At 68.5% G+C, this 25,647-nt stretch carries 23 protein-coding genes and 1 pseudogene; 14 read left to right on the top strand and 10 right to left on the bottom strand.

Annotated features, from left to right (window positions below):
• Positions 1 to 11: 11 nt before the first annotated feature.
• From V9G19_RS18565 to V9G19_RS18555, 3 genes and pseudogenes are all read left to right on the top strand, one after another.
• Positions 12 to 62, top strand: a pseudogene (locus tag V9G19_RS18565) (hypothetical protein); the annotation flags it as partial.
• Between the two features lie 4 nt (positions 63 to 66).
• Entirely contained in the window at positions 67 to 945 is an 879-nt protein-coding gene (locus V9G19_RS18560; RefSeq protein WP_462286889.1) for a CaiB/BaiF CoA transferase family protein, read from the top strand.
• A gap of 174 nt (positions 946 to 1,119) precedes the next feature.
• A complete protein-coding gene (locus tag V9G19_RS18555) occupies positions 1,120 to 2,307 on the top strand; it encodes an acyl-CoA dehydrogenase family protein (protein WP_462286888.1) in 1,188 nt (395 codons plus the stop codon).
• A 1,120-nt stretch (positions 2,308 to 3,427) separates the two neighbouring features.
• Here the strand turns inward: V9G19_RS18555 and V9G19_RS18550 are convergent.
• The 3 genes from V9G19_RS18550 to V9G19_RS18540 form a co-directional block, all read right to left on the bottom strand.
• Complete coding sequence (locus V9G19_RS18550) at positions 3,428 to 3,685, bottom strand: Txe/YoeB family addiction module toxin (protein WP_462286887.1); 258 nt, start codon at positions 3,683 to 3,685, stop codon at positions 3,428 to 3,430.
• 1 nt (position 3,686) lies between these two features.
• On the bottom strand, positions 3,687 to 3,944 hold the full coding sequence (locus V9G19_RS18545; RefSeq protein ID WP_462286886.1) for a type II toxin-antitoxin system Phd/YefM family antitoxin: 258 nt from the start codon (positions 3,942 to 3,944) through the stop codon (positions 3,687 to 3,689).
• A 120-nt stretch (positions 3,945 to 4,064) separates the two neighbouring features.
• A complete protein-coding gene (locus V9G19_RS18540; protein ID WP_462286885.1) occupies positions 4,065 to 5,654 on the bottom strand; it encodes a hypothetical protein in 1,590 nt (529 codons plus the stop codon).
• A gap of 1,379 nt (positions 5,655 to 7,033) precedes the next feature.
• Between V9G19_RS18540 and V9G19_RS18535 the strand changes: the two genes are divergently transcribed.
• From V9G19_RS18535 to V9G19_RS18495, 9 genes are all read left to right on the top strand, one after another.
• On the top strand, positions 7,034 to 7,240 hold the full coding sequence (locus tag V9G19_RS18535; protein WP_462286884.1) for a hypothetical protein: 207 nt from the start codon (positions 7,034 to 7,036) through the stop codon (positions 7,238 to 7,240).
• 8 nt (positions 7,241 to 7,248) lie between these two features.
• Positions 7,249 to 7,833: a hypothetical protein gene (locus tag V9G19_RS18530; RefSeq protein ID WP_462286883.1), complete on the top strand. Its 585-nt coding sequence runs from the start codon at positions 7,249 to 7,251 to the stop codon at positions 7,831 to 7,833.
• 38 nt (positions 7,834 to 7,871) lie between these two features.
• The gene (locus V9G19_RS18525; RefSeq protein ID WP_462286882.1) at positions 7,872 to 8,486 is read left to right on the top strand and encodes a hypothetical protein; all 615 of its coding nucleotides are present in this window, start codon (positions 7,872 to 7,874) and stop codon (positions 8,484 to 8,486) included.
• The gene (locus V9G19_RS18520; protein ID WP_462286881.1) at positions 8,483 to 9,529 is read left to right on the top strand and encodes a hypothetical protein; all 1,047 of its coding nucleotides are present in this window, start codon (positions 8,483 to 8,485) and stop codon (positions 9,527 to 9,529) included. The genes V9G19_RS18525 and V9G19_RS18520 overlap by 4 nt, the downstream gene beginning before the upstream one ends.
• On the top strand, positions 9,526 to 10,632 hold the full coding sequence (locus tag V9G19_RS18515; protein WP_462286880.1) for a TniB family NTP-binding protein: 1,107 nt from the start codon (positions 9,526 to 9,528) through the stop codon (positions 10,630 to 10,632). The genes V9G19_RS18520 and V9G19_RS18515 overlap by 4 nt, the downstream gene beginning before the upstream one ends.
• On the top strand, positions 10,629 to 12,071 hold the full coding sequence (locus V9G19_RS18510) for a hypothetical protein (RefSeq protein ID WP_462286879.1): 1,443 nt from the start codon (positions 10,629 to 10,631) through the stop codon (positions 12,069 to 12,071). The genes V9G19_RS18515 and V9G19_RS18510 overlap by 4 nt, the downstream gene beginning before the upstream one ends.
• A complete protein-coding gene (locus V9G19_RS18505) occupies positions 12,061 to 13,713 on the top strand; it encodes a TniQ family protein (protein ID WP_462286878.1) in 1,653 nt (550 codons plus the stop codon). The genes V9G19_RS18510 and V9G19_RS18505 overlap by 11 nt, the downstream gene beginning before the upstream one ends.
• A gap of 544 nt (positions 13,714 to 14,257) precedes the next feature.
• Positions 14,258 to 14,452, top strand: a complete 195-nt coding sequence (locus V9G19_RS18500) for a hypothetical protein (protein ID WP_462286877.1) — start codon at positions 14,258 to 14,260, stop codon at positions 14,450 to 14,452.
• 102 nt (positions 14,453 to 14,554) lie between these two features.
• Complete coding sequence (locus tag V9G19_RS18495; RefSeq protein ID WP_462286876.1) at positions 14,555 to 15,379, top strand: hypothetical protein; 825 nt, start codon at positions 14,555 to 14,557, stop codon at positions 15,377 to 15,379.
• Here the strand turns inward: V9G19_RS18495 and V9G19_RS18490 are convergent.
• Both V9G19_RS18490 and V9G19_RS18485 read right to left on the bottom strand, forming a co-directional pair.
• A complete protein-coding gene (locus tag V9G19_RS18490) occupies positions 15,376 to 16,014 on the bottom strand; it encodes a DUF488 family protein, N3 subclade (RefSeq protein ID WP_462286875.1) in 639 nt (212 codons plus the stop codon). The two genes, V9G19_RS18495 and V9G19_RS18490, sit on opposite strands and share 4 nt — an antisense overlap.
• Positions 16,015 to 16,087: 73 nt before the next feature.
• Positions 16,088 to 17,110 carry a sensor histidine kinase gene (locus tag V9G19_RS18485; RefSeq protein WP_462286874.1) on the bottom strand — a complete coding sequence of 341 codons (1,023 nt, stop codon included), beginning with the start codon at positions 17,108 to 17,110 and terminating at the stop codon, positions 16,088 to 16,090.
• On the opposite strand from V9G19_RS18485, the gene V9G19_RS18480 reads away from it, so the two are divergent.
• On the top strand, positions 17,097 to 17,999 hold the full coding sequence (locus V9G19_RS18480) for a uroporphyrinogen-III synthase (RefSeq protein ID WP_462286873.1): 903 nt from the start codon (positions 17,097 to 17,099) through the stop codon (positions 17,997 to 17,999). The two genes, V9G19_RS18485 and V9G19_RS18480, sit on opposite strands and share 14 nt — an antisense overlap.
• Here the strand turns inward: V9G19_RS18480 and V9G19_RS18475 are convergent.
• Complete coding sequence (locus V9G19_RS18475; RefSeq protein WP_462286872.1) at positions 17,978 to 19,192, bottom strand: DUF480 domain-containing protein; 1,215 nt, start codon at positions 19,190 to 19,192, stop codon at positions 17,978 to 17,980. The genes V9G19_RS18480 and V9G19_RS18475 overlap by 22 nt on opposite strands.
• Positions 19,193 to 19,355: 163 nt before the next feature.
• Between V9G19_RS18475 and V9G19_RS18470 the strand changes: the two genes are divergently transcribed.
• Entirely contained in the window at positions 19,356 to 21,479 is a 2,124-nt protein-coding gene (locus tag V9G19_RS18470) for an MMPL family transporter (protein WP_462286871.1), read from the top strand.
• 21 nt (positions 21,480 to 21,500) lie between these two features.
• Here the strand turns inward: V9G19_RS18470 and V9G19_RS18465 are convergent, their stop codons facing one another.
• The 4 genes from V9G19_RS18465 to V9G19_RS18450 all read right to left on the bottom strand — a co-directional run bounded on the left by V9G19_RS18465 (position 21,501) and on the right by V9G19_RS18450 (position 25,625).
• Positions 21,501 to 22,385, bottom strand: coding sequence for an aminoglycoside phosphotransferase family protein (locus tag V9G19_RS18465; RefSeq protein ID WP_462286920.1), 885 nt, complete (start codon positions 22,383 to 22,385; stop codon positions 21,501 to 21,503).
• Positions 22,385 to 22,831, bottom strand: a complete 447-nt coding sequence (locus V9G19_RS18460) for an NUDIX domain-containing protein (RefSeq protein WP_462286870.1) — start codon at positions 22,829 to 22,831, stop codon at positions 22,385 to 22,387. The genes V9G19_RS18465 and V9G19_RS18460 overlap by 1 nt, the downstream gene beginning before the upstream one ends.
• Positions 22,832 to 22,863: 32 nt before the next feature.
• Positions 22,864 to 24,672 carry an aspartate--tRNA ligase gene (gene aspS, locus V9G19_RS18455; RefSeq protein ID WP_462286869.1) on the bottom strand — a complete coding sequence of 603 codons (1,809 nt, stop codon included), beginning with the start codon at positions 24,670 to 24,672 and terminating at the stop codon, positions 22,864 to 22,866.
• Between the two features lie 68 nt (positions 24,673 to 24,740).
• Positions 24,741 to 25,625, bottom strand: coding sequence for an alpha/beta hydrolase (locus tag V9G19_RS18450; protein WP_462286868.1), 885 nt, complete (start codon positions 25,623 to 25,625; stop codon positions 24,741 to 24,743).
• Positions 25,626 to 25,647: the final 22 nt, after the last annotated feature.

Below are 25,647 nucleotides of genomic sequence, written 5' to 3'. Positions count from 1 at the left end.
CGTTCGCCACGATGTACCTCGCGGACCTCGGGGCCACGGTCGTCAAGGTGGAGCGCCCCGGCATCGGTGACGACACCCGGCAGCTGGGGACCACCCTGGACCGGGCGGTCCAGCTCCTATTTCGAGTCGGTCAACCGATCCAAGCTCAGCGTCACCCTCGACCTGCGCGACGCGGGTGACCTCGCCCTGGCGCAGGACCTGGCCCGGCGTGCCGATGTGGTCGTGGAGAACTTCCGCACCGGGACGATGGAGCGGTACGGCCTGGGGTACGCCCAGGTCGCGCAGGCCAACCCCGGGGTGGTCTACGTGTCGATCACGGGCTTCGGCAGCGCTGCCGGGGCGCACCTGCCCGGCTACGACTTCGTCGTCCAGGCCGTCGGTGGGCTGATGAGCATCACCGGACGCGCAGACGGGCCGCCGCAGAAGGTCGGCGTCGCCCTCGTCGACGTGCTCACCGGCAAGGACGCGGTCATCGGCATACTCGCCGCCCTTGCCGCCCGCAACCGCACCAGCCGCGGACAGCGGGTCGAGGTCGACCTGCTCTCCAGCCTGCTCGGGTCGTTGGCCAACCAGAGCGCGGGCTATCTCACCACCGGGCGCTCGCCCGGCCGGATGGGCAACCAGCATCCCTCGATCGCGCCCTACGAGCTGCTCCAGTGCGCCGACGGATACCTGGCGGTGGCCTGCGGGAACGACGCCCAGTTCCGCCGGCTGGTCACCGCCCTAGGGCTGCCCGCGCTGGCGTCCCGCCCCGAGTACGCGACCAACGCCGACCGGGTCGCCAACCGCGAGAGCCTCGCCGCGGACCTCGAGTCCCGCCTGGTGGAGCGACCCGCGGGCTACTGGGAGGACATTCTTAGTGCCGCGGGGATCGCGGTCGGCCCGGTCAGCGATATCGCCGGAGCCTTCCGCCGGGCCGCCTCGCTCGGCCTAGAGCCGAGCTGACGAGGTTGGGCCGGGCCGCGCCGCTCAGGTCCGCAACCCGATCCGGCTTTCCGAGCACACCCCCGACCGGAGTATGCCGCCCCCCGACCTCGGCGAGCACGACGCCCTCGTACGGGACTGGCTCGCCGGACACGCCGCCCTTCCGATGCCCCCCAGCCCGTCAAGGAGCCACTCATGAGCACGCAGTCCCTCCAGGTCACTACCGGTGTCGAGCTGGCCGGCATCGACGACCTGCTCACCGTCGACGAGAGGCTCGTCCGCAGCTCGGTCCGCGCACTGTGCGAGGAGCACGTCGACCCGTTCGTCGCCGACTGGTTCGAGCGCGGCGAGATCGACGACATCCGCGGGCTGACCAAGGCGCTGGGGGACCTTGGCCTGCTCGGGATGCACCTGGACGGCTACGGCTGCGCGGGGATGTCCGCGGTGTCCTATGGCCTCGCGTGCCTGGAGCTGGAGGCCTCCGACTCGGGGATCCGCTCGCTGGTCTCCGTCCAGGGGTCCTTGGCGATGTTCGCCATCTGGCGCTGGGGCACCGAGGAGCAGAAGCGGGAGTGGCTGCCCCAGATGGCGGCCGGCGAGGCGATCGGTTGCTTCGGGCTGACCGAGCCGGACGCCGGGTCCGATCCGGGCAGCATGCAGACGCACGCTCGGCGGGACGGCTCGGACTGGGTCCTCACCGGTCGCAAGATGTGGATCACCAATGGCACGGTGGCCGACGTCGCTGTCGTCTGGGCGCAGACTGACGACGGCATACGCGGCTTTGTCGTGCCCACGGACGCGCCGGGCTTCTCGGCGCCACTGATCAAGCACAAGCTCTCGCTGCGCGCGTCGGTGACCAGCGAGCTCGTCCTCGACGAGGTGCGGCTGCCCGAGTCGGCCGTCTTCCCCGAGGTCCGTGGCCTCAAGGGACCGCTGTCCTGTCTCAACGAGGCGCGCTACGGCATCGTGTGGGGGGCGATGGGGGCGGCCCGGTCCGCGTTGGAGTCGGCCGTGCGCTACACCCTCCAGCGGGAGCAGTTCGGCCGTCCCATCGCCTCCTTCCAGCTCACCCAGGCCAAGCTCGCCGAGATGTCGCTGGAGTACACCAAGGGTCTGCTGCTGGCCCTGCATCTCGGCCGGCGCAAGGACACCCACACCCTGCGTCCTGAGCAGGTCAGCCTGGGCAAGCTCAACAACCCGCGAGCGGCATTGGAGATCTGCCGGACCGCTCGGACGATTCTCGGCGGCAATGGGATCTCGCTGGAGTTCCCGGTGATCCGGCACATGAACAACCTCGAGTCCGTGCTGACCTACGAGGGCACGGTCGAGATGCACACGCTCGTCGTGGGACAGGCGCTCACCGGGATTCCGGCCTTCCGCTGACCGTCGGGCGCCCTCTGGGAACGACATGTTTCCCGGGGCGCGACCGAGTACCGTCCGGCCGGCCGCCTTGCTGGCGGTGGCCGAGGCCCCGGTCAGCGGGTCCAGCGTGAACGAGACCTTTTCCCTGGCGGCCGGGCGCTCCGTCGCGCCGACTGCTCGGCCGCGATGGCCAAGCGGCCTCTTGCTCAGAGTTTGTGGTGTCGGCTGCTTGCGCAGGAACGCGCACGCACACGGTGGCGAGGGACTCGAGGAGATGACCGAGCAGGGTGCCGGCTTGGGGGCCGATCGGTGTGCCTTCCATGCTGCACCCATACAACGAGCAGGGCCTGAATCAGACAGTTCGCAGTACGTGAATCATGGAGTTCGCAGTCGAATGGATGCGTCTCAGGTCAGTGAGCCCGCGGCAGCCTCGCGAACCGCGGCGGTCACGCCGCCAGGACGGCCTCGGCCCGAGTGCCGCGCACGACCACGGCGCGTTGCCGGCCGGTCGGGCCGCATCGGCTCCGCCGGCGGGGGCCCGGATCTCGAACACCGCTGGGGACGGGGCTCGCGCCGGCCCCGACCGCTCTCCTTCGCCCTCCTTCAGAGGATCGCCCCCACCAGGGGAGTTGGGTGCCTGAATCACCTTGCGGTACGACGCCGGCGGCTCATCGCCCCACAGTGCCTCCGCCGACCCGCCGGTCGTCAACGGCAAGCGCACGACCAGTGCCGCAAGCACTGACCGATCGCGCTGCTGCACGTCCACCCTGCCTGCCACGTGGAGGGACCCAGCACCTGCACGCGCATGGCCCGACTGTGCGTGCCCCCGTCCGCTCAGCCAAGGGCGACGGCCAACGCGGTTACGGGCTGGTCCGACGCCCACTCCCGGCCGGCGACCTGGTGACCGTCGGTTGCAGGTGCGCCAGCGTCCTGGAAGCGCAGCGTCGCGCCATCGACCTGCTGATCACCCCCTAGGTAGGGGATGAGCCGCCCCCCGCATCTCCGCCGATCCCGGCTTTGCCCACAGTCTCAACGGGGCATCCAGCAAAGAAGGGAGGACGGAGCCCACATCGACGTGGCTGTGACCGAACGCCCATCTGCCACGGACAGTGCCCTTGGCTTGTGGCGTCGCCTGGCGGTTCTAGCCGTAGTGGTACCGGCAGGCGGCGATCCGGATCTCATCGTCCACCAGCTTGTACACGAGGCGGTGCTCATCCGTGATGCGCCGGGACCAGTAGCCGGCGAAGTCGTGCTTGAGCGCCTCCGGCTTACCGATTCCCTCGTTGCCGTTGCGCTGGATGTCGGTCAGCAGCAGGTTGATCCGTTTGAGGACTCTGCGGTCCTGGGTCTGCCACCACAGGTAGTCCTGCCAGGCGTTCTCGTCCCAGACGAGGAGCACGTCAGTCGGCGTCGATCATGTCGTGCGGCTCGCCGCGACCGGCCTCCAGTCGCTCCATGGCATCCAACAGCCGACGCGCGTTGGCCGGCGAACGCATCAGGTATGCCGTCTCGCGCAGTGACTCGTAGTCTTCGAGAGAGACGATGACCACCGGCTCGTGCCCGGCCCGGGTGATGATGACTTCCTCCCGGTCGTTGGCAACACCGTCAAGCACCTCGGCATAGCGAGCACGGGACTCGGTGTAGCTCATCGTCTTCATAGGGACCTCCTGTACGGAAAACTGTACGTCAGGTGTCGAACGAACGCAAAGTCCGGGTCATCGGCAAGACTCGTTGGGCAAGTGGCACGGCCGCCGTTCCGCATCCCGCCGTGCGGGGGCTCACCTGCCCTTGCCGCGCAGGGTCGAGGTGGTCGCGGCAGCGTCGAACTCACCGCGGAAAGCGGTATGCCGGGGGAACCGGGCCCGCACGGCGGCAAGATAGTCACGCGCATGCGCCGTTCGGCCAACCCCGGCGAGTGCCTCGGCATGGGCATACGCCAGAGATGCCGCGCGGGCGTAGGCGCCCCGGTGCTTGCCGGAGACGATCGCGTCGATCCGTGCGTCGGCCACCCCGCCGGCGATGACCAGCCACTGCTCGCGGGTGCCGGGGTCGGGCGAGAGCCGGCCGATGGCGTCAGCGAGCAGACCGGTCAGCAGCGGACCGGTCGCCGACGGGCCAGCCGACGGGCCGGTCGACGGCAACCGGCCCGGGTCCGGCGTCACACCCGGCATACCATCCCAGCCGGACCATCCCTCGAACTGGGGCAGAGCATCCGGATCAACGTCGATCTCCGCGTATAGCCGGCCGAGGTGACCAGAGCCTGCGGGCGGCGCCGTGCCCATGGCCGCGGCCCACAGGAACGGCAAAACCACCTGGCCAGGGTGATCGGCGCGGTGCCAGCCGAGGGGGGGTGACCCGGTCAGCGCGGCGACCGCCTCGTCGAGGCGACCAGCCAGCAGGAGCAGCTCGCAGCCGAGCCGGTCCCTGCCAGCCCGACCAGCGGGAACCAGCGCGTCGGCCTCCGCAGCAAGGGTCTCGAGCAGTACCCCCGCGTCCCCGCTCGTGCCGGCCAGGGCGAGCAGTCGGGCGCGCGTCGGTTGGAGACTCCAGGCGCGGCGCCGGGCCGCCACCGCTTCCCCGGTGTCACCCGCGCGGGCGTGCAGGTCGGCGAGCCGGTCGCCGGCCCTAGCCCGGTGGGCCCCGTCGGCCCCGGGCAGGTCCAGAGTCAGCTCGGCCGCTGCCCGCGCCTCGACGAGGCGGCCCCGCTCGGTCAAGGAATCGATCCAGGCCAGGCCGACACCGCCTTGGTGGGGGCCAGGGCGCCCGGCAACATCGGCCAGCGCGTCCACCCCGCCGCGCAGGTTGGCGGCCTCGACGAGGAGCCGGACCCGATCACGCAACAACAGCACGTCGTTCTCGGCCACCAACGCGTCGATCCACCCGGGCACGAAGGCGCCCAGGTCGGGCAGCGGGTCAACCCGCGTGGTGGACACCTCCGCCAGGCTCAAGGCCCGCACTCCGGCAAGGTCACGAAAGACCTGGTAGACGGCCTGGACCCGCTGGGCCGTCGGCGTCGTCTCGAAGACACAGCGCACGTACCTGGCCAGCGTCTCGGGCACGTCTGTGGACTCCAGCTGCCACAGTTCCAGCGACCAGCCGTCGTCGCCCGCCAGTCCGAAGAGCGCCAGCAGACGCTCGTATGCCGCCCGTGCCGCGGCGAGGTCACCGCCAACGAAGACCTCCCCGACCTCGGCGAACAACGCGTCGGCGTCCGGAGCCCACGCGGTCTCCTCCTCTTCCCACCCATAGCCGTCCCAGCGGTACCCCTCATCCTCGGCATACTCACCTGCGGCGACCCGGGCCGCGAACGACTTGATCCGAGCCTCCAGCTTCGACGCCGACGCTCTTCCGCGGGTCCGGGGGCGCAAGGGTCGGGTCGCGGAAGATGTCGAGGAATGCTTGGCGTTCCCGCGCCGGCAGCCGCTCAGCGTGCTTGCCGAGCACGGCCACGAGATCCTCCCGCGACAGCGGACGCAACCGGTCGTGAAGCGCTGTCAGGAACTCTCCCAGCGCCGGCCCGCCGCGCGCCGATCCCGTCACGTCATTCCTCCTGCCTCTGGTCACCCCCGATGGGGAGTGCTCGATGCCCCGTACCTCAGCGAGGCTCGGTCCGAGTCGAATCCTCTACCCAGCAGCGGGTGAAGACCAGGCACGGAGGACCCACGGAGCCAGCAGTCCGAGGGGAAGGACGGCGATGCCGTCACGGCGCCGGTCGCCGGCCAACGTCCGTGGCCAGGTAGGCACCTGCCGGCTCGTCGGGAGCCAGCAGACCGGCGGACCGAAAGTGCCGCTCGGCGGGGGCCGCGCCCGCTCCGGCCCGGCCCGGCTGCCCGCCACACAGCCGCCGAGGTGCCCTCGCCGCCTGCGCTCAACGCGCACTCAAACGTGCAGTAGTCAGAATCCGAGGCGGCATACCACCGCAAATCGGACACGAAGGGGGACTACTGCACGTTCGTGTGCACGCCAATGTTGGGCGCGTTGGCGCTGTCGAGATGGGGCCTACTTTTCATAAACCGGTCACCTATGTTTCATAGGAGGGTTTACGGCGTGTCTTCTTGTCAGATCGTGATTTCTGCGCTAGGAGGCGCGAGGGGGGAAGGTCTACGCTCAACGCACTAGACAAACGTCGAGGGCGCCCCGTTCCAGCGGAGCGCCCTCGTAAGACAAGTACCTGATCCGGGTGAGGAGACAGGAGGTGTCGTCATGCCCAGTGTAGGGCTACGGCCCGTCGGTGCCCAAGTGGGTGAAGCGACGTGGTCGTTTCGGTGTGCTGGGGGTTCGCGATCCGAGTGGTCATGGGTCGACGGGCCGCCCGATCCGCGCAGCTTGCAGCCGGTGCGCGAGACGAAGTCCGGCCGGCTGTCGAGGAACATCCCTGTGCAGGCGATGTCGACGACGACGGGTGGCTGGCTGTTCCTGAGTCGGGTCTTCGAGCACGAGCTGGCGACGTGGCTGGACCGTCAGCCTGAGGTGACGTGGCTGGTCGGTCAACCCGTGTTGTTGCGCTGGGAGGACGGAACGAAGCACTTCCCCGACGTGCTGAGCGCTCACTGGGATGGTTCGGTGACGATCTGGGACGTCCGAGCTCCTGAAGAGCGCGATGACACGTTCATGGTCATGTCGACGCGCACTCGGGCGGCCTGCGAGAAGGTCGGGTGGCGCTACGAGTTGTTCGGTGGTCTCGAGCCCGGTGGCGTCGTTGAACCTGCGCTGGATCGCGTCGGCGCGCCGAGCCCCGGAGTGGCTCATGCCTGCGAAGGCGATCCTGCAGGGTGTCCTGGCCGACGGTGGCCGCAGCGTTGGCGATGTCATCGCCGCCGACGACGATCGCGGGTTCCTGACGTCAGCGATGTGGCACTTGGTCTGGTCCGGCGAGATCGAGATGGACCTCAACGTCCCGTGGGATCAGGCGCTCGCGACTGGCGTTGGGCAACACAACGCGGTGCTGTCGTGAACGCCCGAGTGACGCTGTACGAGGGCGCCAGCATCCTCTTCCCGGAGGGTCCTCGTGTCGTGGTCGCGGTCGGCCCGTTTGGGTACACGGTCCGCGATGTCACCGGCGGGGTCCACGAGGTGTCGTGGACCGATGTCCAACCGGCACGCGCCATTGTCGACGGGCGGGTGGACGCGGTGGCTGAGTCACTGATGGCCGTCCTGTCCGGGCTGAGCGACGACGCTCTCCAAGAGTCGCTGGACAAGCTGGAAGTCGTCCTGACCATGCGTACTGGCTTCGCCCGGGGGCACCCCGCTCTCGCCCGACCTGGGGAGCCGTACTCGCTGTTCAACCCGGACCGGCGTGTCTCGGACAGCAAGAAGTGCGAGGCGATGGCCAAGATCCTCGCCCGGGAGGCTCTGCTCGATCGGCGTCGTCAACGCAACATGGAGGCGGGCAAAGCCACACCTCGAGCGAGGGTTGGCGCGGTCTCGCAGCGTCAGCTGATGAACTGGCTGTCCGACTTCGACCGGCCGATCAACGGCGGGCTCCTGGCCTTGGTGGACAAACGTCGTGTTCGCCGGCATTCCGCCTTCGGTAGCTCTCGATCCTGAGGTCCGACGCGTCGCCGACGACATCGCCGCTCGCATCGATGGAACCCAAGCCGGTTCGTTCGATCGATGAACTTCTCCGCCGCACCCTGTTGGCGCTCAAAGCCGAGGGTTTGGACTCGCTCGACCCTCCGGAGTCGACCCTGCGGACATACCTGACGCAGGCTGCTCAGGCCGCGGGACGCACAACTCGTTCCCACACGACGAAGAAGCTGCGCGGTGTCCTGGCCTTGACCGCCTACCCGGCCCTTCGACCGGGCCAAGTCGTCGCGATCGACGTGACCCGCAGCGACACGTTCTGCGTCGACCCGTGGACAGGTAAGCCCATCTCGGTCGAGATCATCACCGCCCTGGATGTGTGTACGCGGGTCGTCCTGGCGCTACGGGTCGTGCCTCGCAGCGCTAACTCGATCGAGGCCGGCTTGATCCTCTATGACGTGCTGCGCCCGTTCAGCCAGGTCGTTGAACCCGGCCAGGTCCACGACTGGCGTTGGGCCGGGGTACCCGAGACTATCGGCGCGATCGATGATGCCGTCGCTGAGGCCGAGCGCCTATCCGGCCGCCCCCTCCTGGGCGAGCACGCAATACCCAGGTCTGCTCCCGGATGCGATCCGCGCCGACAAGGGCAGCATCTTCACGGGCCGTTTCTTCCGTGAAGTGTGCAACACTCTTGGGGATCCACCTGCTGCTCTCCCGGGGAAAGAAGCCCACCGACAACGCGTTTGTGGAGCGCTGGCACGAGACGCTGCAGCGTTGTTTGCTGCAACTGTCCGGCCATAAGGGCCGCAATGTGTCCCAACGTGGGAGCGACGCCGGCAAGATCGTCGTCGACAAGAAGGGTCGCGCCGTCTTCAAGGGCGACGGGCCCGGCCTGACTCCGCGCGAGCTCGAACTACGGCTGCGAGAGTTCATCAGCACCGACTACCACCGCACCCGCCACGGCGGTATTGCGGTCGTCGACCGCACCTTGGAAGACCGCTCACCGGCCGTGGGGATGACCCCCCTCGAGGTGTTCGACTCGCTCCTGGCGGCGGTCGGCCGACTGCACGTCCTCCAGCGTCCAGACCTTCTCTATGACCTGCTGCCACAGCTGTGGCTGACTATCCGCCACGACGGCGTCGAGTACAAAGACCTCACGTTCGACTGCGCCGAACTGGACGACTTCCGCACCGTCTCCAAGGGCTTCTTCCGCGACAAGGACCGGGCCGCCCCCTTCTTCATGGACCCGCGGGACCTCTCGCGGCTGTGGTTCCGCCGACCCGACACAGGCGCCGTGGTCGAAGTGCCATGGCGACGAGCCTTCCAGCTGCAGGCACCGATGACCGACCTAGTCCTCGCAGCCGCCACCAAGGCCGTGATACGCCGAGGCGGCACGAACAACACCATCAACAAGGACAGCGTTCAGCGGGAAATCCTCGAGACCGTCAACGACATCGCCTCAGTCGACCGCATCCGGGCCAACCCGGACCTGGTCGACTGGAAACCCAACAAGGTCGCCGCTGCCCACCTGCGCGAATCACGATCCCAGTTTGACCATCAAGAGGCAGCCGATGCCGGCGCCCGTGGCACCCGACGGATCGGGCGTGGTGCCACACGCAAGGGATCCCGCGCGGATGCGAGCAGGTCGGGCACTCCGCCGGCCTTCGACCCGAGACAAACGGCATGGCCGACTCTGGAGTCACAGGAGGGGGAGCCGTGAAGGCGTCCCGCCTGCACGCTCAGGCATATGCATCCCGGTTGGTCCCGCCCCCGACATTGACTCGGGCTGCGGCTGCAGACCTGTCCGAGACCAAGCGTCGTGACTATGCACGTGCGGTCCGCCGCTACCTGAACGGCCACTACTTCGACTCCGAGCGCGACCGTCGGATCCGGCAGATTCTGAACGACCTGATCGAAGATAACGCCGAGACACTGACCGGCACCCGGGAGGTCGCACTCCTGACCGGACTCAACGTCCTCGGCAAGTCCACGCTCCTCTACCAGCTGTCGTATGCCGTCCACCGTCACCACGTCGGCCCCAACGGTGACCCCGAACGTATGGCGCGTCGAACCACGAGCCGCCGTTTCGGGGGCCGCGACCAAGAGATCTATCCCACCCACGCTCCGGTGCTGTTCCTATCTTTGGAAGCTGCGACCACCGTCACCCGGTTCAACGAACTGGTGGTCGAGGCCTTCGACATGGACAAGAGCACCGCGAAGAAGGTTTCCACTCTCGACCTAGTTCTCGAGCATGGCGTGCGGCTGCTGGTCATCGACGACCTACACCAGCTGATCTTGACCGAACGCCTCGGTCGCTATGCCTTGGACCACCTCAAGGCGATCGTGACCGCGCTGGGGGAGTACGGCATCACCGTGATCTTCTCGGGTGCCAACCTGCACGACCACGACGTGATGAGCGACCCCCAGATCACTGGGCGCGCCTACGAGATCACTGTCGCCCCGTACGGCTCCGACACTCGCGATCAGGCGCTGGCGTGGCAGCGGTTCCTCAAAGAGTCCGGCGACGTGATCTCCCCGTTCCTGCCGTGCGCTGGGCCAGGCATGCTCCACAACGACCTGCCCGGCTTGATCCTGGAACGCACCCACGGGCGAATGCAGGCCATCGTCAACCTCCTACGACGGGCCACTGTCGCGGCCATCGAGGACGGCACTTGGGCGGTCACCGAGAGACATGTGCTGGCCGTTCCCGCGTCGAAACTGACCGTCGACGAACTCGCCAAGAAGGCAGACAAGGCCGCCACGAAGCCGACCCAGCTTCACCCCACGGTCAGCGTCACCCAGCCCGGGAAGGTCACCGGATGAACGAGGCATACCAACTCCCCGTCGCGCTTGACATCCAATCCGGCGAAGACATCGCCGCCTTCCTGCAACGAGTCGCCGACGCCAACTACCTCGACTTTCCCCTGTTGACCGGCCACCGACGCACCGCCCGAGTCTGGGAAGAGCCGGGCGCCTCGTTGCTCGCCCGGCTCGAGTCGATCACCGGGGTCAGCCAGAAACGCCTGCAGGCTGCGACGCTGCGGGGCGCGTACCCGGAGATGGCGTTCGGACGGGCCCGGACCGGGCGCCGGTATACCGGCCAACCCGCCTCGTGCCCCCGCGGCTGCATTGACACGGTGGCGGCGCGACTCAACCTGATCGTCCTCTGCCCCAACTGCGGGGACCTCTTGATCGATGGGCTCGACCCCACCCCACCCCAAGTGCCTACCCGAATCCGGCACGTTCACCGAGAAGTGATGACCACCCTCGGTGCGACCTACCACCGCTCTGCCCGAGATCGGCTCCGACGCCTGGAGTCGCTCATGGCCGAGGTGGAGCTCGCCCTCTGGCAGAACTGGCCGCCGCTGTTCGACGGGGAAACACAGCAGTGGAGAACTCGCGTGGTGCGTTGGGTGGACCGCAACGTCATCCCCGGCCGATACACGATCGCTCGTCCGCCGTCGGTCACTGCCACCCTGCTCGCTCTCACCTGGGACGCATCGACAGATCGAGCCACCGCCGAGGCGATGCTCGATGACATTGCCATCATGGCTGACCCGTGGGATCCCGTCCCCCAAGAGATGCCGAACTGGCGCGACCACCTCGAGGCGCGCGACGGCCTTCTTGACGTCCTGCGGACCCTCGGCATTCACGCACGCAACGTACCGACCATCCTGCGCCTGCCCGCCGACCCGATCGTCCTCCCTGAATACCAACGCACCCACCGAACCGCCGAAGCCCTCGCCCTGACCGCCCTAGCCAGTGAAGCCCACGGCACCCCCATGACGATCGCCGGAGCCGCCACCCTCCACGCAGCCGGCTCATCCCCCCGCGTCCAACGAGTCGCGGCACGCCTGCTCGACGACACCTATGCGCTCCGCCGACTCGCGGTGCACGCTGAGCTACTGCACTCGGCCGGTCTGCTTGACCGCGCTCATGCCCGTGCAGAACTTTGCGGCATACGACGCCTCCCGGTCAGCGCCGTCCGAGATGTCCCGCGAACCAGCGGCACACCCATTGATCGCGAGGTCGCGGCCGCCTGGGTGTGGCTCGACGCCACCGCAGGCCGCCCCGCCGGCGGACCCCACCCCACCCGAGCAAACGCCGACATCGTGACCTTCGACTCCACCCTCGACCCGGAATCCAAACTCGGCCTGCGCACTTGGTGGCACAACCGACTCAGCAGCATCAGCGACCTGGTGACGGCCGAGGCATCCGCCTCGCCAGCCGGTGCAACCGAGGAGAGTCGAGATGCGGGCTGACCACGCCGATGCCTGCCTGCCTACTCTCGTTGACCTCGCCGCTGGCGAGGCCCTCGATGCCTATCTCGAACGCGTGGCGGACGCCAACTACCTCACCACGGCCCGCCTGATCGAGATCGTGCGGGCCGGGCACGACACCACCACCGCGTACCTCATGCTCGCCCCCACGCCGGCCACCCTCGAGCGCATCGGCCAGCTCACCGGAGCCAACACCGCCGCCCTGCAGAACGCGACCCTCGCGGCATACGACGGAACGAGCCTCGACCTGCACGGGCTCGACCCCGCCCACCAGTCCAGCTTCCGCACCATCTCCGCCCGAGGCTGGATCCCCGGCCACGGCACCCAGATCTGCCCGAAGTGCCTGGTCGACGATGGGATCTGGCGGATCACCTGGCGGTTGCCCACCACGACCGTATGCGGCGCCCACGGCACATACCTGCTCGCCACGTGCCCCGGCTGCCAGCGCCCCTTCCGTGACCAGCGCCATTCACCCCTGCGCGTCGTTGGTCCCCAGACGTTGTGCGGCAACCCTCTCGGCCAAGGCCCACGCAAGCAATGTCGTGTCGACCTCGCCACCCTCACCGTCGAGCCGGCCGATGATGACTGCGTCCGACGGCAAACGCGTCAGGACGCCGCCGATGCCGGCGGGACGGTGGGCACCTTCGCGGGCGAGCTCGTCGCGTCCGAGTTCACCACCACTCTCAGGTCCTTGACCGCGCTCTTGCTGCACCTCGCCGCAGCGACCCGAACGCCCAGCCACCTCCCCTCCTGGGCACGCGACATTGCAGCAGCTAGCACGGCCGGTGTCCGGCGCTGGAACATTCGCCCACCCCAGGACCCCGTGCTCCGGTCACGCGCCCTCACTGCCGCAGACCACATCCTCGCCGCCGAGGACATCGACACGGCTGCGGCCCGATTCAGGTGCTGGCTCCAGCACATGCCCGAGGTCCCCGAAGGCCGGCTCGGATGGCTGGCCGACCACACCCGCATGACACCGACCCTCACACGACTCGTCATGGCCGCCCACTCACCGCGACGTCGCCTGTCACATCTCCTCGACCAGTCACCACCGCTCACCGCCTCGACCCGGCAGATCCCGCAAGTCCTCCCCGCGCGCCTCGTCGACGAATATCTCGCTGGGCTCTTCAACGCCCGCCCAGCGACCGTTGGCCTCTTCGCGTCCCTCTGCCTCGCCCGAACCCACCCGCACATCCACTCGTGGGCCGACGCGGCGCGAGAACTCGGCCTCCAGCCTGAACTCGGCGAACGCACCGCCCGAGCCAGTTCTGCTTCCCTCACCGGCGCACCCCACGACGTCGTCAAGGCGCTCGGCGCCGCAGCTCGGGAACTTGGGGTCGACTTCCGCGACCTAGAGGACCGCGTCCGTCATCTCGCCCGAGCTACCCGCTGGTTCATCCAGTGGGCCAGGACGCACCGCGCCGGCACCCGCCGCGCCTCTCACGCCAACGCTGTTTGGTGGCTCTGGGTGAACGCCGCCGGCGGGCACCCGAACGCCTCGCCCGCCAGGACGACCGCCGCCAGAGCCCGAAGGTTCGCTAGCTCACTAACCAGCGCGCAGGTCCGGACCCTGTCCGCGGCCGTACCGATGCCCACCAATCGCTACGAGGAGGACCACACGTGAGCCCCCGAGCCTCCGTCCCGCTGACCAACGACATCAGCGCAGCCATAGCCATGTTCTTCCACGGCGGTGCCGGACCGAGCCACACCGTCGTGAGCCGAGTCCTAACCGGAACCGGATACGGCGACGACTACACGTATGACCCCGACGTGCAAGGGCCCGAACAAGGAGACAGCGGGTCCTGCAGGGCATTGAGCGCAGGCGCAAGCGGCATCCCGCCCGAGCACGAGACCTTGTCGAAGAACTGCTATCAGCCTGCTCCGAACCGCCGGCCTGGTCGGCGGCGATGCCGCAGGAGAGGACGTCGTCAGGCTGAAGCGTGCCCTCGGCTCGGCAGGGTGGTACCTCACCGGAGGACGGACACCTCCAACCGTTCGGCCACGTCGACCTCGACACCGGCGGCCGCGCCGGCCCTCGAGGAGCAGGTCGAGCGCCTGCGGCGCTCGACCACCGACCCTGCGCTGCTCATCGGCACTGCCAAGGAACTGTTGGAGTCGGTGTCCAAGTTCGTCCTCGAAGAGACGCGGCATGCCCGGTCAACGACAAGATGGACTACAACCACCTCTGGCACCTCGCGCGCGAACGACTCAACCTCCTCCCGCAGCAGGTCGACCCGAACCTGCAAGGCGCCGACGCGATCCGCGCGATTCACCAGTCGACGTGGAACATCGCCGACCAGGTCAACGCGACTCCGCAACCTCCAGGGCACCGGCCACGGCCGCACCCTGCCCTAGCGGCGTGACCGAAGACCTCGCGATGCTTGTCGTTCGAGAGGCGGCCACAGTCGCCGACTACATGCTCGCCCGCCTCGACCACGAGAAGGGCTGACAATGACCAGCCAAGGATGCACTATTCGGTGGGCCTGACCGCCACGTTGGCGAAGCCCACGCAAGCGGACGAACTAGAGGTCCTTGTCACCGTGAAGGCCGCTCCCAACCCGTCGGCCAAGTCGGGCGAGACTGTGTGCGTCGCAGGCCTGGGACTCTCGGGGAGCCGCACCCAGTCGCGATGGATCCGGCTATACCCCATCAACTTCCGGTTCCTCGAACAGGATCAGCAGTTCAAGAAGTACGACATCCTCCGCGTTCGGGCTACTCCTGCCTCCGGCGACACCCGAGTCGAGTCCTGGCGACCGGACATGTCCACGATGAAGGTCATCGACCATCTCGACCCGTGGAAGCGACGCCGAGCCCTGTTGGACCCAACGGCATCAGACACGATGTGCTCCCTGAACCGCGAGAACCAAGCCGAAGCGGTCGCCTCGTCGCTCGGGCTCGTGCCAGTGCGAGAACTCATCGACCTCCGGGTCACTGAGCACCCAGGCTGGTCGCAAAACGAGCAAGCCAAGATCGACGCCTACGTCAATCAACTCGATCTCTTCGACAGCGCGGACAAGAGCGCGCTCGAGGCTCCTCGATTTGAGGGCCGGTACCGCTGGAAGTGCTTTGAAGCACTCTGCCGGGGTCATGAGCAGAGCATCATCGACTGGGAGTTCGTCGCGCTCCAACGACGTCTCAACGGCGCACCTGACGCTGAGGTTCGGGCGGCTCTCAAAGCGAAGTTCGTGGACATGATGTTTCGACCACCCCGGCTTCCCGCCTTCTTCGTCGGGAACCAAGCCAAGCGACATCACGTGTTCCACGTGCTCGGGATCTACTACCCCGTCTAAGCGAGCTCCTCGAGCACGACGGAGCGATGGCACCTCTCCTCGTCCCGTTCAAAGCAGAGCAGCGCGACATGATGATCCTGTCGCCAGGAGGTCAGTTGCTTGAGAGCGGCCCGTGCCTCGGGAGTCCGCAGGCTCGCGCGATAACGCTCTCTCCCCACCTCCAGATCTGAACCGGCAAACAGTGGCCGGTTCTCCTTCGCGTTTCCGAGCGGCCGAAGATGCTCGTACCGCACCCCAACCTCCCCGAGCGCCTCACTAAGGCCACGCTTGCTGAAACCTTGCTTGCGGCTCAACGGAGTGAGGCGCACGTCGGCCACAAGATCGATCCCGGCAATTGTGACCCCCTCGACGAAGCCACCAATGTCGTAACCCTCATATCCGATGGAGGTCACTCGACTCGCTCGTGCCGGCAGCAGCCCATCGATGGTCATGCCCAGAGCATTGGCGATGTCGGCGATGCGGAAGACTCCAGGCTGAACGACGTGTCCCTGCTCGACCTTCCGCAGCGACTCAAGTCCCACTCCAGCATCGGCTGCCAGGCGTTCCTGAGTCATGCCCCGCTCCCGACGCGCGTACGCGATGCGGGAGCCGAGTACCTGGCTGCGGGACAGATGCGTGGAAGACTCGGGGCTCACAGTGGTAGTAAATCATTACGACCGTACCGGATTCGGCCTCGGTCCATCGGAAGGAGCCATGAGCCCCGTCGGGTCAGGTCTGGCGCCGCGGCAGGGTGACCACGAAGGTCGCCCCTTGCCCAGGGCCTTGGCTCAGGGCCCGGATGGTTCCGTGGTGAGCGTCGACGATGGCCTTGCTGATGGTCAGGCCGATGCCGGATCCGGAGTGGCCGCGGCTTCGGGCGGCGTCGCCTCGGTAGAACCGTTCGAAGACGTGGGGCAGGTGATCGGGCGTGATCCCTTCCCCGGTGTCCGTGACGGTGATGTCGATCTCGTCGTCGACCTGACGGGCGGAGACCGTGACGATCCCGCCGGCGGGCGTGTGGCGCAGGGCATTCGTCAGAAGGTTGCTGAGGACCTGCCCGAGGCGTTGCCGGTCGATGTCGACGGTGAGTCCTGCGGCGCTGGTGGTGTCGACGGCGAGGTTGACGCCGGCGTCGTGGTAGCGGTCCCGGACGGCTTCGCCGGCGTTCCACAGCAGGTCCGAGACCGCGACCGCTTCGGGCAGGAGGCTGAGCCGGCCTTCTTCGGCGGTGGAGACCTCATCGATGTCCTCGGCGAGGCGAGCGAGACGGTCGGTCTGTTCGGTGAGGGCAGCTTGGGAGCCGGGGCCGAGTGCGACGACTCCGTCGTGCAGACCGTCGTGGTATGCGGTCAGTGTGGTGATGGGGGTGCGCAGCTCATGGGCGAGGTCGGCGAGCATGCGTCGTCTGGTGTCCTCGATCCCTTGGAGGCGTTCGGCCATGAGGTTGAACGCGTCGGCGAGGGTGTCCAATTCGGTTCCGGAGCCGGTGTCGCTCACGCGGGTGGAGTAGTGGCCCCGGGACAGTTCGCGGGCTCCGTGGGTGAGGTTGGACAGGGGCGTGCGGATCCGTCGGGTCAGCAGCCAGGTGACGATGCCGGCTGCGAGCAGGGAGATCGTCAACCCGGTGCCGAGGGCCAGGAAGGATGCGTCGCGGTAGGCCATCTCGATGTGGACAAGCTCCGGGGAGTTCTCGGCGTGGCCGGCTTCGAGCAGGTGCTGGTGGAAGATTGACGTCGTCGTGACGACCGGCATCGGCTTCCGCGGCTGGCTCGAGGCGGCCGACGCGGCCGGGGTTGCCGAGGAGCTGCTCGGCGTGCTCGACCAGGCGCGCATCGTCGCCCGCGGTCCAAAGGCGCGAGGCGCGGTTCAACAGGCGGGCCTGGACGTGGACTGGGTGGCCGAATCCGAGACCAGCGCCGAGGTGCTGGAGGTGTTGCTGTCCGAAGGCGCCCGCGGGCGGCGGATCGGCGTGCAGCATCACGGGGCCGGCAGCGACGGCCTCGATGAGCAACTCAGCGCTGCGGGCGCCGCCGTCACCGCCCTGGTCGTCTATCGCTGGGGACCGCCCCCCGACTCGGCTGCCGTTGCCCGGTCAGTCCGCGATGTGGCCACCGGCGACATCGACGTCGTGCTCTTCACCTCGGCGCCGGCGGCGGCGTCCTGGCTGGGCGCCGCCGCCAAATGCCGGGTGCTCGACGGGCTGCGCGAGCGCTCCGCAAGCGGGAAATGCGTCTTCCTCAGCGTTGGCCCAGTCACAGCAGCACCCTTGCGGCAGAACGGGATCGAACCCGTCGTGCCGGAGCGGGGCCGATTGGGCGCGATGATTCGCGCGCTCGTGCGCCACGTCGAGGACAGTGGGGCACCGGTCCTCACTCGGGCGGGCGCGTTGCGGGTGCAGGCGTCCGTGGCACTGCTCGATGGAAGGGTTTTACCGATCTCGCCGACCGGTTTGGCCGTCCTGCGGGTGCTGGCCGGCGCGCGGGGCGCCGTCGTCTCTCGCGGCGAGCTGCTCAGCGCCTTGCCTGGCAGCTCCACCGACCCGCACGCCGCCGAAGTCGCCATCGCCCGGCTGCGCCAAGCCGTCGGCAGCGATCTGATCCAGACGGTCGTCAAGCGCGGCTATCGCCTTGCGGTCGCCTGACTCGCGACAACGTAGAGCCGCTCGGTGGCCACCTCGACCGGCAGCGGGGAGCGCAAGTACCACTCGATGTCGCTCAGTCCCGCGGCGGCGGTCGCGGCGAGCACCTGGTCACGGTCGTGCAAGACGAAATCGACATCGACGTCAGCTCCGCACAACTCGGCGGCGTGACGCACCTCGTTGCCGGTATGCACGCAGAACGCCAGTGTGCCGCCGGGCGCCAGGACGCGAGCAAGGCCCGCGATGACCGGCGCAAGTTCTGATCCACTCAGGTGGACGAAGGCATACCAGGCGGTGATCGCCCCCCAGGCGGGGGCGCGGGGAGGGCGCAGCATACGGCTGAAGTCCCCGACGTCAAAACCGATCTCCGGGTGCAGTTCTCGCGCCTGAGCGATGATGCCGGGCGATAGGTCCAGTCCGGTGACGTCGGCGCCCAGGCCGGCCAGCAGGGCTGTGGTCTGGCCGGGCCCGCAGCCGACATCGGCGATCGGTCCGGCGGTGCGGTCGGCGATCTGGCCGAGCAGCCAGCGGTCGAAGGGTTTGTCCTGCAACTCGTCGGCATACGCGCGGGCATAGCCCACCGCTGCGGCGTCGTAGGCCGCCCGGACCCGCGCGTCTCGCGCCCCGGCTCCGTCGGCTATCACCGCGTCGCGGTCGACCGCCGGGTCCGGCACTTCGGCATGCGCGCCGGGGATCGGGCCGAGCAGATGAACCCAGCGGCGGTCGTGCTGGCCCGCCTGCAGGGGCAGCTCCCGCACCAGCGGGAGTTCGCGGGCGGCCAGGCCGGCCAGGCACTCCTCGACCTCCTCCCGGCTGCGGAACGGGTGCAGCCGCTCCGAGCGGGTTTTCAACTCTCCCGGCGCCTGCTCGCCGCGCAGGAGGAGCAAGGTGATCAGGGCCTTCTCGTCCACCTGGAGATCGAGCACCTCGTCGAGCAGTTGATGGAAGCGCAGCACCCGGGCGCCGCCGCCAGCCCAGACGCTGCGCAGCAGGCGCCGGTCTTTTAGCCGACGGGCGATCTCCTCGACCTCCCTGACCGGATAGTCGGTCACCGGTTCACGGCTCGTCGCCTGATTGCACGCCGTCTGCAATGCGTTGAGCGACAACGGATAGCTGGCTGGGACGGTGACCTGCTTTTCCAGGAGAGCACCGAGGACGCGCTGCTCGGCGGGGTCGAGCACGGGCAGTTCCGACATAGCCTTAGACCCTAGCGACTCGGTCCTCAGCTGGGGTGTCTAGCATCGAGGCCGTGATGATCACCCGCGTCCCGACCCTCAGCTCGTCGTGAGGGAGACGGCTGGGGGGAAGGTTCGTTGGCTCCACCGGTGGGGTTGTTGGGTCGCGCGGCACGGGCGGCTCGTGGTCGGTGGGTGGCTGGTCGCCATCGCGCTCGCCTTCGGCGCTGCCTTGGGCCTGTTGGGGACACCCGGGCTTTTTGAGCGCGTGCACAGCGGCGACGTCTCCGCGCCCGGCGAAAACCAGACCGGGCTGGAGGTCCTCGGCGAGTCCGGCGCGCGAGGATTTCGGACCTACACCCTGCTGTTACAGGGTGTCGACATCGAGGATCGAGCGGTCGCCCGCGCCGGAACGGCCGCCGTGCGGGAGTTGCGGCGGATCGAGCACGTCGCGGATGCGGCGAATCCCGTTGCCGTGCGAGGCGGTCCACGCTCACCGGCCGGTTGGAGCATGCTCGCCCAGGGGGGACCCCAACCCGGATTCGCCACGGTGGTCACCTTCGACGCCGATCTGACCCGTGAGCAACAAACGCGCGCGCGTGAACAGGTGGACGACGTCTTCGACGACCTCGTCACGGCGACCGGGGCAACCGGGTCCGAGCGCGGCGGGGTCCGCGGTCTCGTCGACGGCATCATCGACCAAGTCAAGAAGGACGGCCAGCGAGGCGAGGGCATCGCCCTGCCGGTCAGTTTTCTCGTGATGATCGTCGTGTTCGGCGGCCTCATCGCCGCCGGAATCCCGCTCCTGGGGGCTATCGCCTCCATCGGCGCGGCACTGGCGACCTTGCTGGGGCTGTCCTATCTGCTCGACCTCGACGCGACCGTCGTCAACGTGGTCACCGTCCTCGGCCTCGGCCTGTGCATCGACTACGGCTTGCTCGTGGTCAGCCGCTTCCGGGAACAACTGCGCGCCGTGCATCCCGCGTCGGGCGCCGACCTGGCTGCCGATCAGATCGTCGCCGCCACGGGAGCGACGCTGGATCGAGCCGGGCGCACGGTCGTCTTCTCCGCCCTCACGGTCGCGATCTCCCTTCTCGGGCTGTCGGTCTTCGACATCGCGTTCATTCGCGCGGTGAGCGCCGCCGGCGTAGCGATCGTGCTGCTCGCGATGAGCGTCGCCCTGTCCCTGATCCCCGCGCTCTGCGCGCTCGCCGCCCGCCGCCTGCTGCGCAAAGCAACCGAGGTGGCCGCCGATGTCGGGATCTTCTCGCGCCTGGCCCAGGCCGTCCACCGGATCCCGTGGGTCGTGATCACGGTCGTCACCGTCCTCCTAGTGCTCTTGGCCCTGCCGGTGCTGCACCTGCGCCTGACCTCGTCCGCGGAGGCGATGCTGCCGCGCGGTGCCCCCGAGCGCACCTTCTTCGAGACCCTCGGCCGGCACTATCCGGCGCTCGCCGGTCCCGAGCTGACGGTCGTCACGCGCGCTCCGGTCGAGCAGGTGACCGCCTTTGCGGACGCGCTGGCCAACCGGCCCGGAGTCGGCTCGGTCCTGCCTCCGGTCGAGCGGGCCGACGGGGTCGTCATCCTCGGGATCAGCACGAGCGACGGGCCGACTGGACGTGCCGCTCGCCAGGTCGCCGCCGGGCTGCGCGCCGACCGGCCGCCGTTCGAGGCGTGGACGGTCGGTCAGGCCTCGGCACTGGAGGACTACCTCGCGACCGTCCGGGAGGGGGCCCCATTGGCGATCGGCTTCGTCGTTCTGGCCACGCTCGTGCTGCTCTTCTTGATGACGGGGTCGATCGTCATCCCGGTCAAGGCTCTGGTGATGAACGTCCTATCGCTCGGTGCCACGCTCGGGATCGTCGTGTTCATCTTCCAGAAAGGCAATTTCGCGGGCATTCTGGACTTCTCACCGGTTGGCGCGATTGAGAACACGATCCCGGTCCTGTTGTTGGCCTTTGGATTTGGCCTCTCGATGGACTACGAGGTCTTCCTCCTCTCCCGGATCGTCGAGTTGCACGAGCAAGGCCATGACACGCAGTCAGCGGTCACCTTGGGCCTGCAGCGCTCCGGGCGCATCATCACCTCGGCCGCGCTGCTGATGATGATCGTGTTCGCCGGTTTTGCCGCGGCGCAGCTGCTGACGATGAAGGAAATGGGGGTCGCCCTCGTGGTTGCCGTCGCCCTGGACGCGACCATTGTCCGTATGCTGCTCGTTCCTGCCACGATGTCCGTTCTCGGGCAAGCGAACTGGTGGGCTCCCGGGCCGTTGCGTCGCTTCCACGAGCGGTGGGGCGTGCGCGAGTAGTCCCGCCGGCGGCTCTACGAGCTATCCCCGATAGGCGAGCACCCGACGCAGTCGTGCCAACGTGCTGCTCAGCCCGGGATCGTGCTCCCGCGCACGGTGGGCCACCCCGACGACGCCGGCGCGCGCGCCAAACCACCTTGCCCGAGAACACAAGTCAGAGTCCACCGGCCGGTCGTATGCTGCGAGCGTCCGCTCGCAGAACGCCGGCCCGAAGTCGAACATCAACAGAGCGAAGTCCCGTGCGGGGTCGCCCAACACGGCATCACTCCAGTCAATGACGCCGACGACGTCGCTCCGGGCAGTGTCAACGATGACGTGCTCGTCACCGAGATCGTTGTGACACAGGATGTTGTGCGGTGCACCCTCGGGAGGCCGCTCGGCCAGGAAGGCCTCGATCGCCCGGCGGTCAGGATCGGCGAAAAGCGTCGCCGATGCGGCGAATTCCGCCTGAGCCTGCGCGGGCCAGGTGGTGAGCGAGGTCGCTGCCGCGACGAGACCAGCCGGCGCGTCCGCCCGGTGAATTCCACCCAAGAACCGACCCAGCGCCGCAGCCGCTGCGGCCTCGTCCCGCGGCGCGAGCCGGTCAGCGCCTTCTCCGGGAACGAGCGACATGAGCAGGACGCCGTTACCGGGGTCCGCGGCGGCGACCACGTTGGTTGCCAACGACGCGTGCTGGGCGACGAAGTCGAGCAGGGCGACGTCTTGGACTACGACCTGCGACCGTTCCTGGGGGTCGACGATTTTGCTGATCCGCAGCACCACCCGCGGTTCGCCTTCGTCGCGGATCACCGCGCAGGCGACATTGTCCCACCCCTCACCGAGTTCACTGAGCTTGGCGTCCCGCAGCCCCGGATCACGCTCGGCCAGAACGGCATCCGGACCGATGTTCGAGCGGCGTGGCAGCATCACCTGGCCACGTCAAGTCGGTCGAGGAAGCCGGCCTGGGCCGCCACCAGCCGCGTCCGGGCCACGTCCACGGCGCACCATTCGGCGCGGTCAATCTCGGCGAAGCTGACGGTGCGGCCCGAGCGCGGAGGCCATTCCATGGTGACCGGTTCGCCGGCCTCCGGGTGGATCGAAAGCTCATCCTCGGTGAGCACGGCAAAGGCGTGGACGGTCTTGCCTCCCGACTGCTTCACGACCCCGAGGTCGAACCAACCGCCCTGCGGCACAGGCGCACCGGTCTCTTCAGCCCACTCACGCAGAGCCGCGTCGCGGGCGGACTCCGTCGCGGGATCGAATTCGCCCTTGACAATGCTCCACGCCCGGTCATCCTTGCGCGCCCACAGCGGCCCGCCCATGTGCGCGATGAACACCTCGATGTCGCCGGCTGCGGTCACCCGGATCGGCAACAGGCCCGCACTGGTTCGTGGCCGAGCCGGGCTCACGAGCCGCCGGAACTGGCCGCGTCGCTGGGGGGCGCAGGCACGGCGTCGATGCCGGCCTCCTTGCGCTGCTCGGGGGTGATCGGCGCCGGGGCATCGGTCAGCGGGTCGTAGCCGCCACCGGACTTCGGGAAGGCAATGACGTCCCGGATCGACTCGTAGCCGCCAAGCAGCATGACGATGCGGTCCCAGCCGTAGGCGATGCCGCCGTGCGGTGGTGCGCCGAACTTGAACGCGTCGAGCAGGAAGCCGAACTTCTCCTGCGCCTGCTCCGCGCTCAAGCCCATGACGTTGAAGACCCGTTCTTGGATCTCCCTGCGGTGGATACGGATCGAGCCGCCACCAATCTCGTTGCCATTGCAGACCATGTCATAGGCATAGGCGAGCACCGAGCCCGGGTCGGACTCGAGCGTGTCGAGGAATTGCCCCTGCGGCGAGGTGAACGCGTGGTGCACGGCCGTCCAGGCGCCCGCACCGACAGCCACGTCGCCAGCAGCCACCGCCTCCGCGGCCGGCTCAAAGAGCGGCGCGTCCACGATCCAGAGCAGCGACCAGGCGCTCTCGTCGATCAACCCGCACCGCTTGCCGATCTCCAACCGGGTCGCGCCCAGCAGCGAGCGGGCCGCCTTCGCCGGGCCGGCGGCAAAAAAGATGCAGTCGCCCGGCTCGGCGCCGACGTGCGCAGCCAGCCCGGCGGTCTCGGTCTCGGAGAGGTTCTTGGCGACCGGACCGGTGAGCGAACCGTCCTCTTGGACAAGGACATACGCCAGTCCCCTGTGGCCGCGCTGTTTGGCGAACTCCTGCCAACCGTCGAGCACCCTGCGCGGCTGCGAGGCCCCGCCGGGCATGACGACCGCACCGACATACGGAGCCTGGAAGACCCGGAAGGTCGTGTCCTTGAAAAGCGCCGTGCAGTCGGTCAGCTCGACACCGAAGCGCAGGTCGGGTTTGTCGCTGCCGTAGCGGGCCATCGCCTCGGCATACGTCAGCCGCGGGAAGGGCGGCTCCAGCTGCACGCCGATGACCTCCCACAGCGCGACCGCGATCGCCTCGCCGAGCTCGATGACGTCCTCCTGGGTGACGAAGGACATCTCGATGTCGAGCTGGGTGAACTCGGGCTGCCGGTCGGCGCGGAAGTCCTCGTCGCGATAGCAGCGGGCGATCTGGTAGTACCGTTCCAGCCCACCGACCATGAGCAGCTGCTTGAACAGTTGCGGGCTCTGCGGCAGCGCATACCACGAACCGGGCGCCAGCCGCGCGGGCACGAGGAAGTCACGCGCCCCTTCGGGCGTCGACCGCGTCAGCGTCGGCGTCTCGACCTCGACGAAGTCGCGCTCCTCGAGGACCCGTCGTGCGGCTGCGCTCACCTTGCTGCGCAACCGGATTCCGTGCCCGGCCGAATGCACCCCCGGCCGCCGAAGGTCGAGATAGCGATGCTTCAGCCGGGCCTCCTCCCCCACGGTGACCCGCTCGTCGATCTGGAAGGGCAGCGGCGCGCTCGGGTTGAGCACGTCGATGGCGTTCGCCACGACTTCGACCTCGCCGGTGGCCAGGTCGGGGTTGACGTTCTCGGCGGTGCGCGCGACGACCTCGCCGCTCACCTGGACGCAGTATTCGCTGCGCAGGTCGTGCGCCGCCCCGGTCAGCACCTCGTCGCGGGCGACGACCTGGACGATCCCGCTCGCATCACGCAGGTCCACGAACGCCACACCGCCGTGATCGCGCCGCTTGGCCACCCAGCCGGTGAGCGTGACGGTCTGGCCGATCTCGGCGGCTCGCAGGGAGCCGGCCTGGTGGCTGCGCAGCACGGAGTGTCCTCAAGTTCGGGATTCGGTCCCGACGATTCTACGGAACCCTTCCGGCGCCCGACCAACCCTTAACCGAGCCCGTCGCCGCCAGCGGTGAGCGACCGGACAGCGTCGGCGACGGCCCGCACCTGCGGACCGAAGACGATCGTGAAGTGGTTGGTGTCGGGGACCTCGGCGACGGCGAGATCGGGCAGCCGTGCCCGCCAGTGGGCAAGCCACTCCCCGGAATAGAGCCCCGGCGTCTCGTCGAACAAGCCCCGCGGGCAGGTCAGCAGGACCCGGGGCGACGCGATCTGCTCCAGTGCCTCGGCATACCCGCCGCTGCCGTCCAACTCGGCGAAGTTCGTGGCGACCGCCTCCAGATTGGGCGAGGGACGCAACTGGCCGTCGACCTCGACGAGGTCGTAGTCGACGTACGCCTCGATCTGCGGATTCCAGTACGGTCCGAGGGCGGGATGCTGGCGATAGAAGTCGCGGTATGCCGCTCGGTCGGGGAAGGTCATACGGAGCCGGTCGACGACCGGGCCGAGCGCTTGCTCGAGCGTCACTGTGACGCCCGGCGGGGGCGGCGGCAGCGGCAGCCCCCCATCCACGAGCACGGTGGCCGCGACCTGGCCCGGGTGCCGCTCGGCGAGCCGGGTGGCCACGAAGGCGCCCATCGAGTGGCCGACGACGACCGCCGGTGGCAGTTGCGCGTGGGCGATCGCGGCGCCAACGTCGTCGGCGTGCTGGACCAGCGTGTACGGCGGCGGAAGCGAGCGGGAGCCGCCGCGCCCGCGCAGGTCGACCGCGAGAATCGGCGCGTCGAGCTGCTCGGCGAGTCCCACCCACGAGCGGTGATTGGCTGTGATCCCGTGGATCGCCACGACGGGCGCGCCGGCGGCCCCGTCGTTGAAGAGGGTGGCGATCAACTCCCCTCTGTCCACCGGGACGCGCAGGGCTCGTTCGACCATCGGATGCTCCTCTCTGCGGCTG

The sequence above is a fragment of the Nostocoides sp. genome (genome assembly GCF_037045025.1).
GTDB lineage: Bacteria > Actinomycetota > Actinomycetes > Actinomycetales > Dermatophilaceae > Nostocoides_A.
This window is presented reverse-complemented; position numbering and strand designations above follow the sequence as displayed.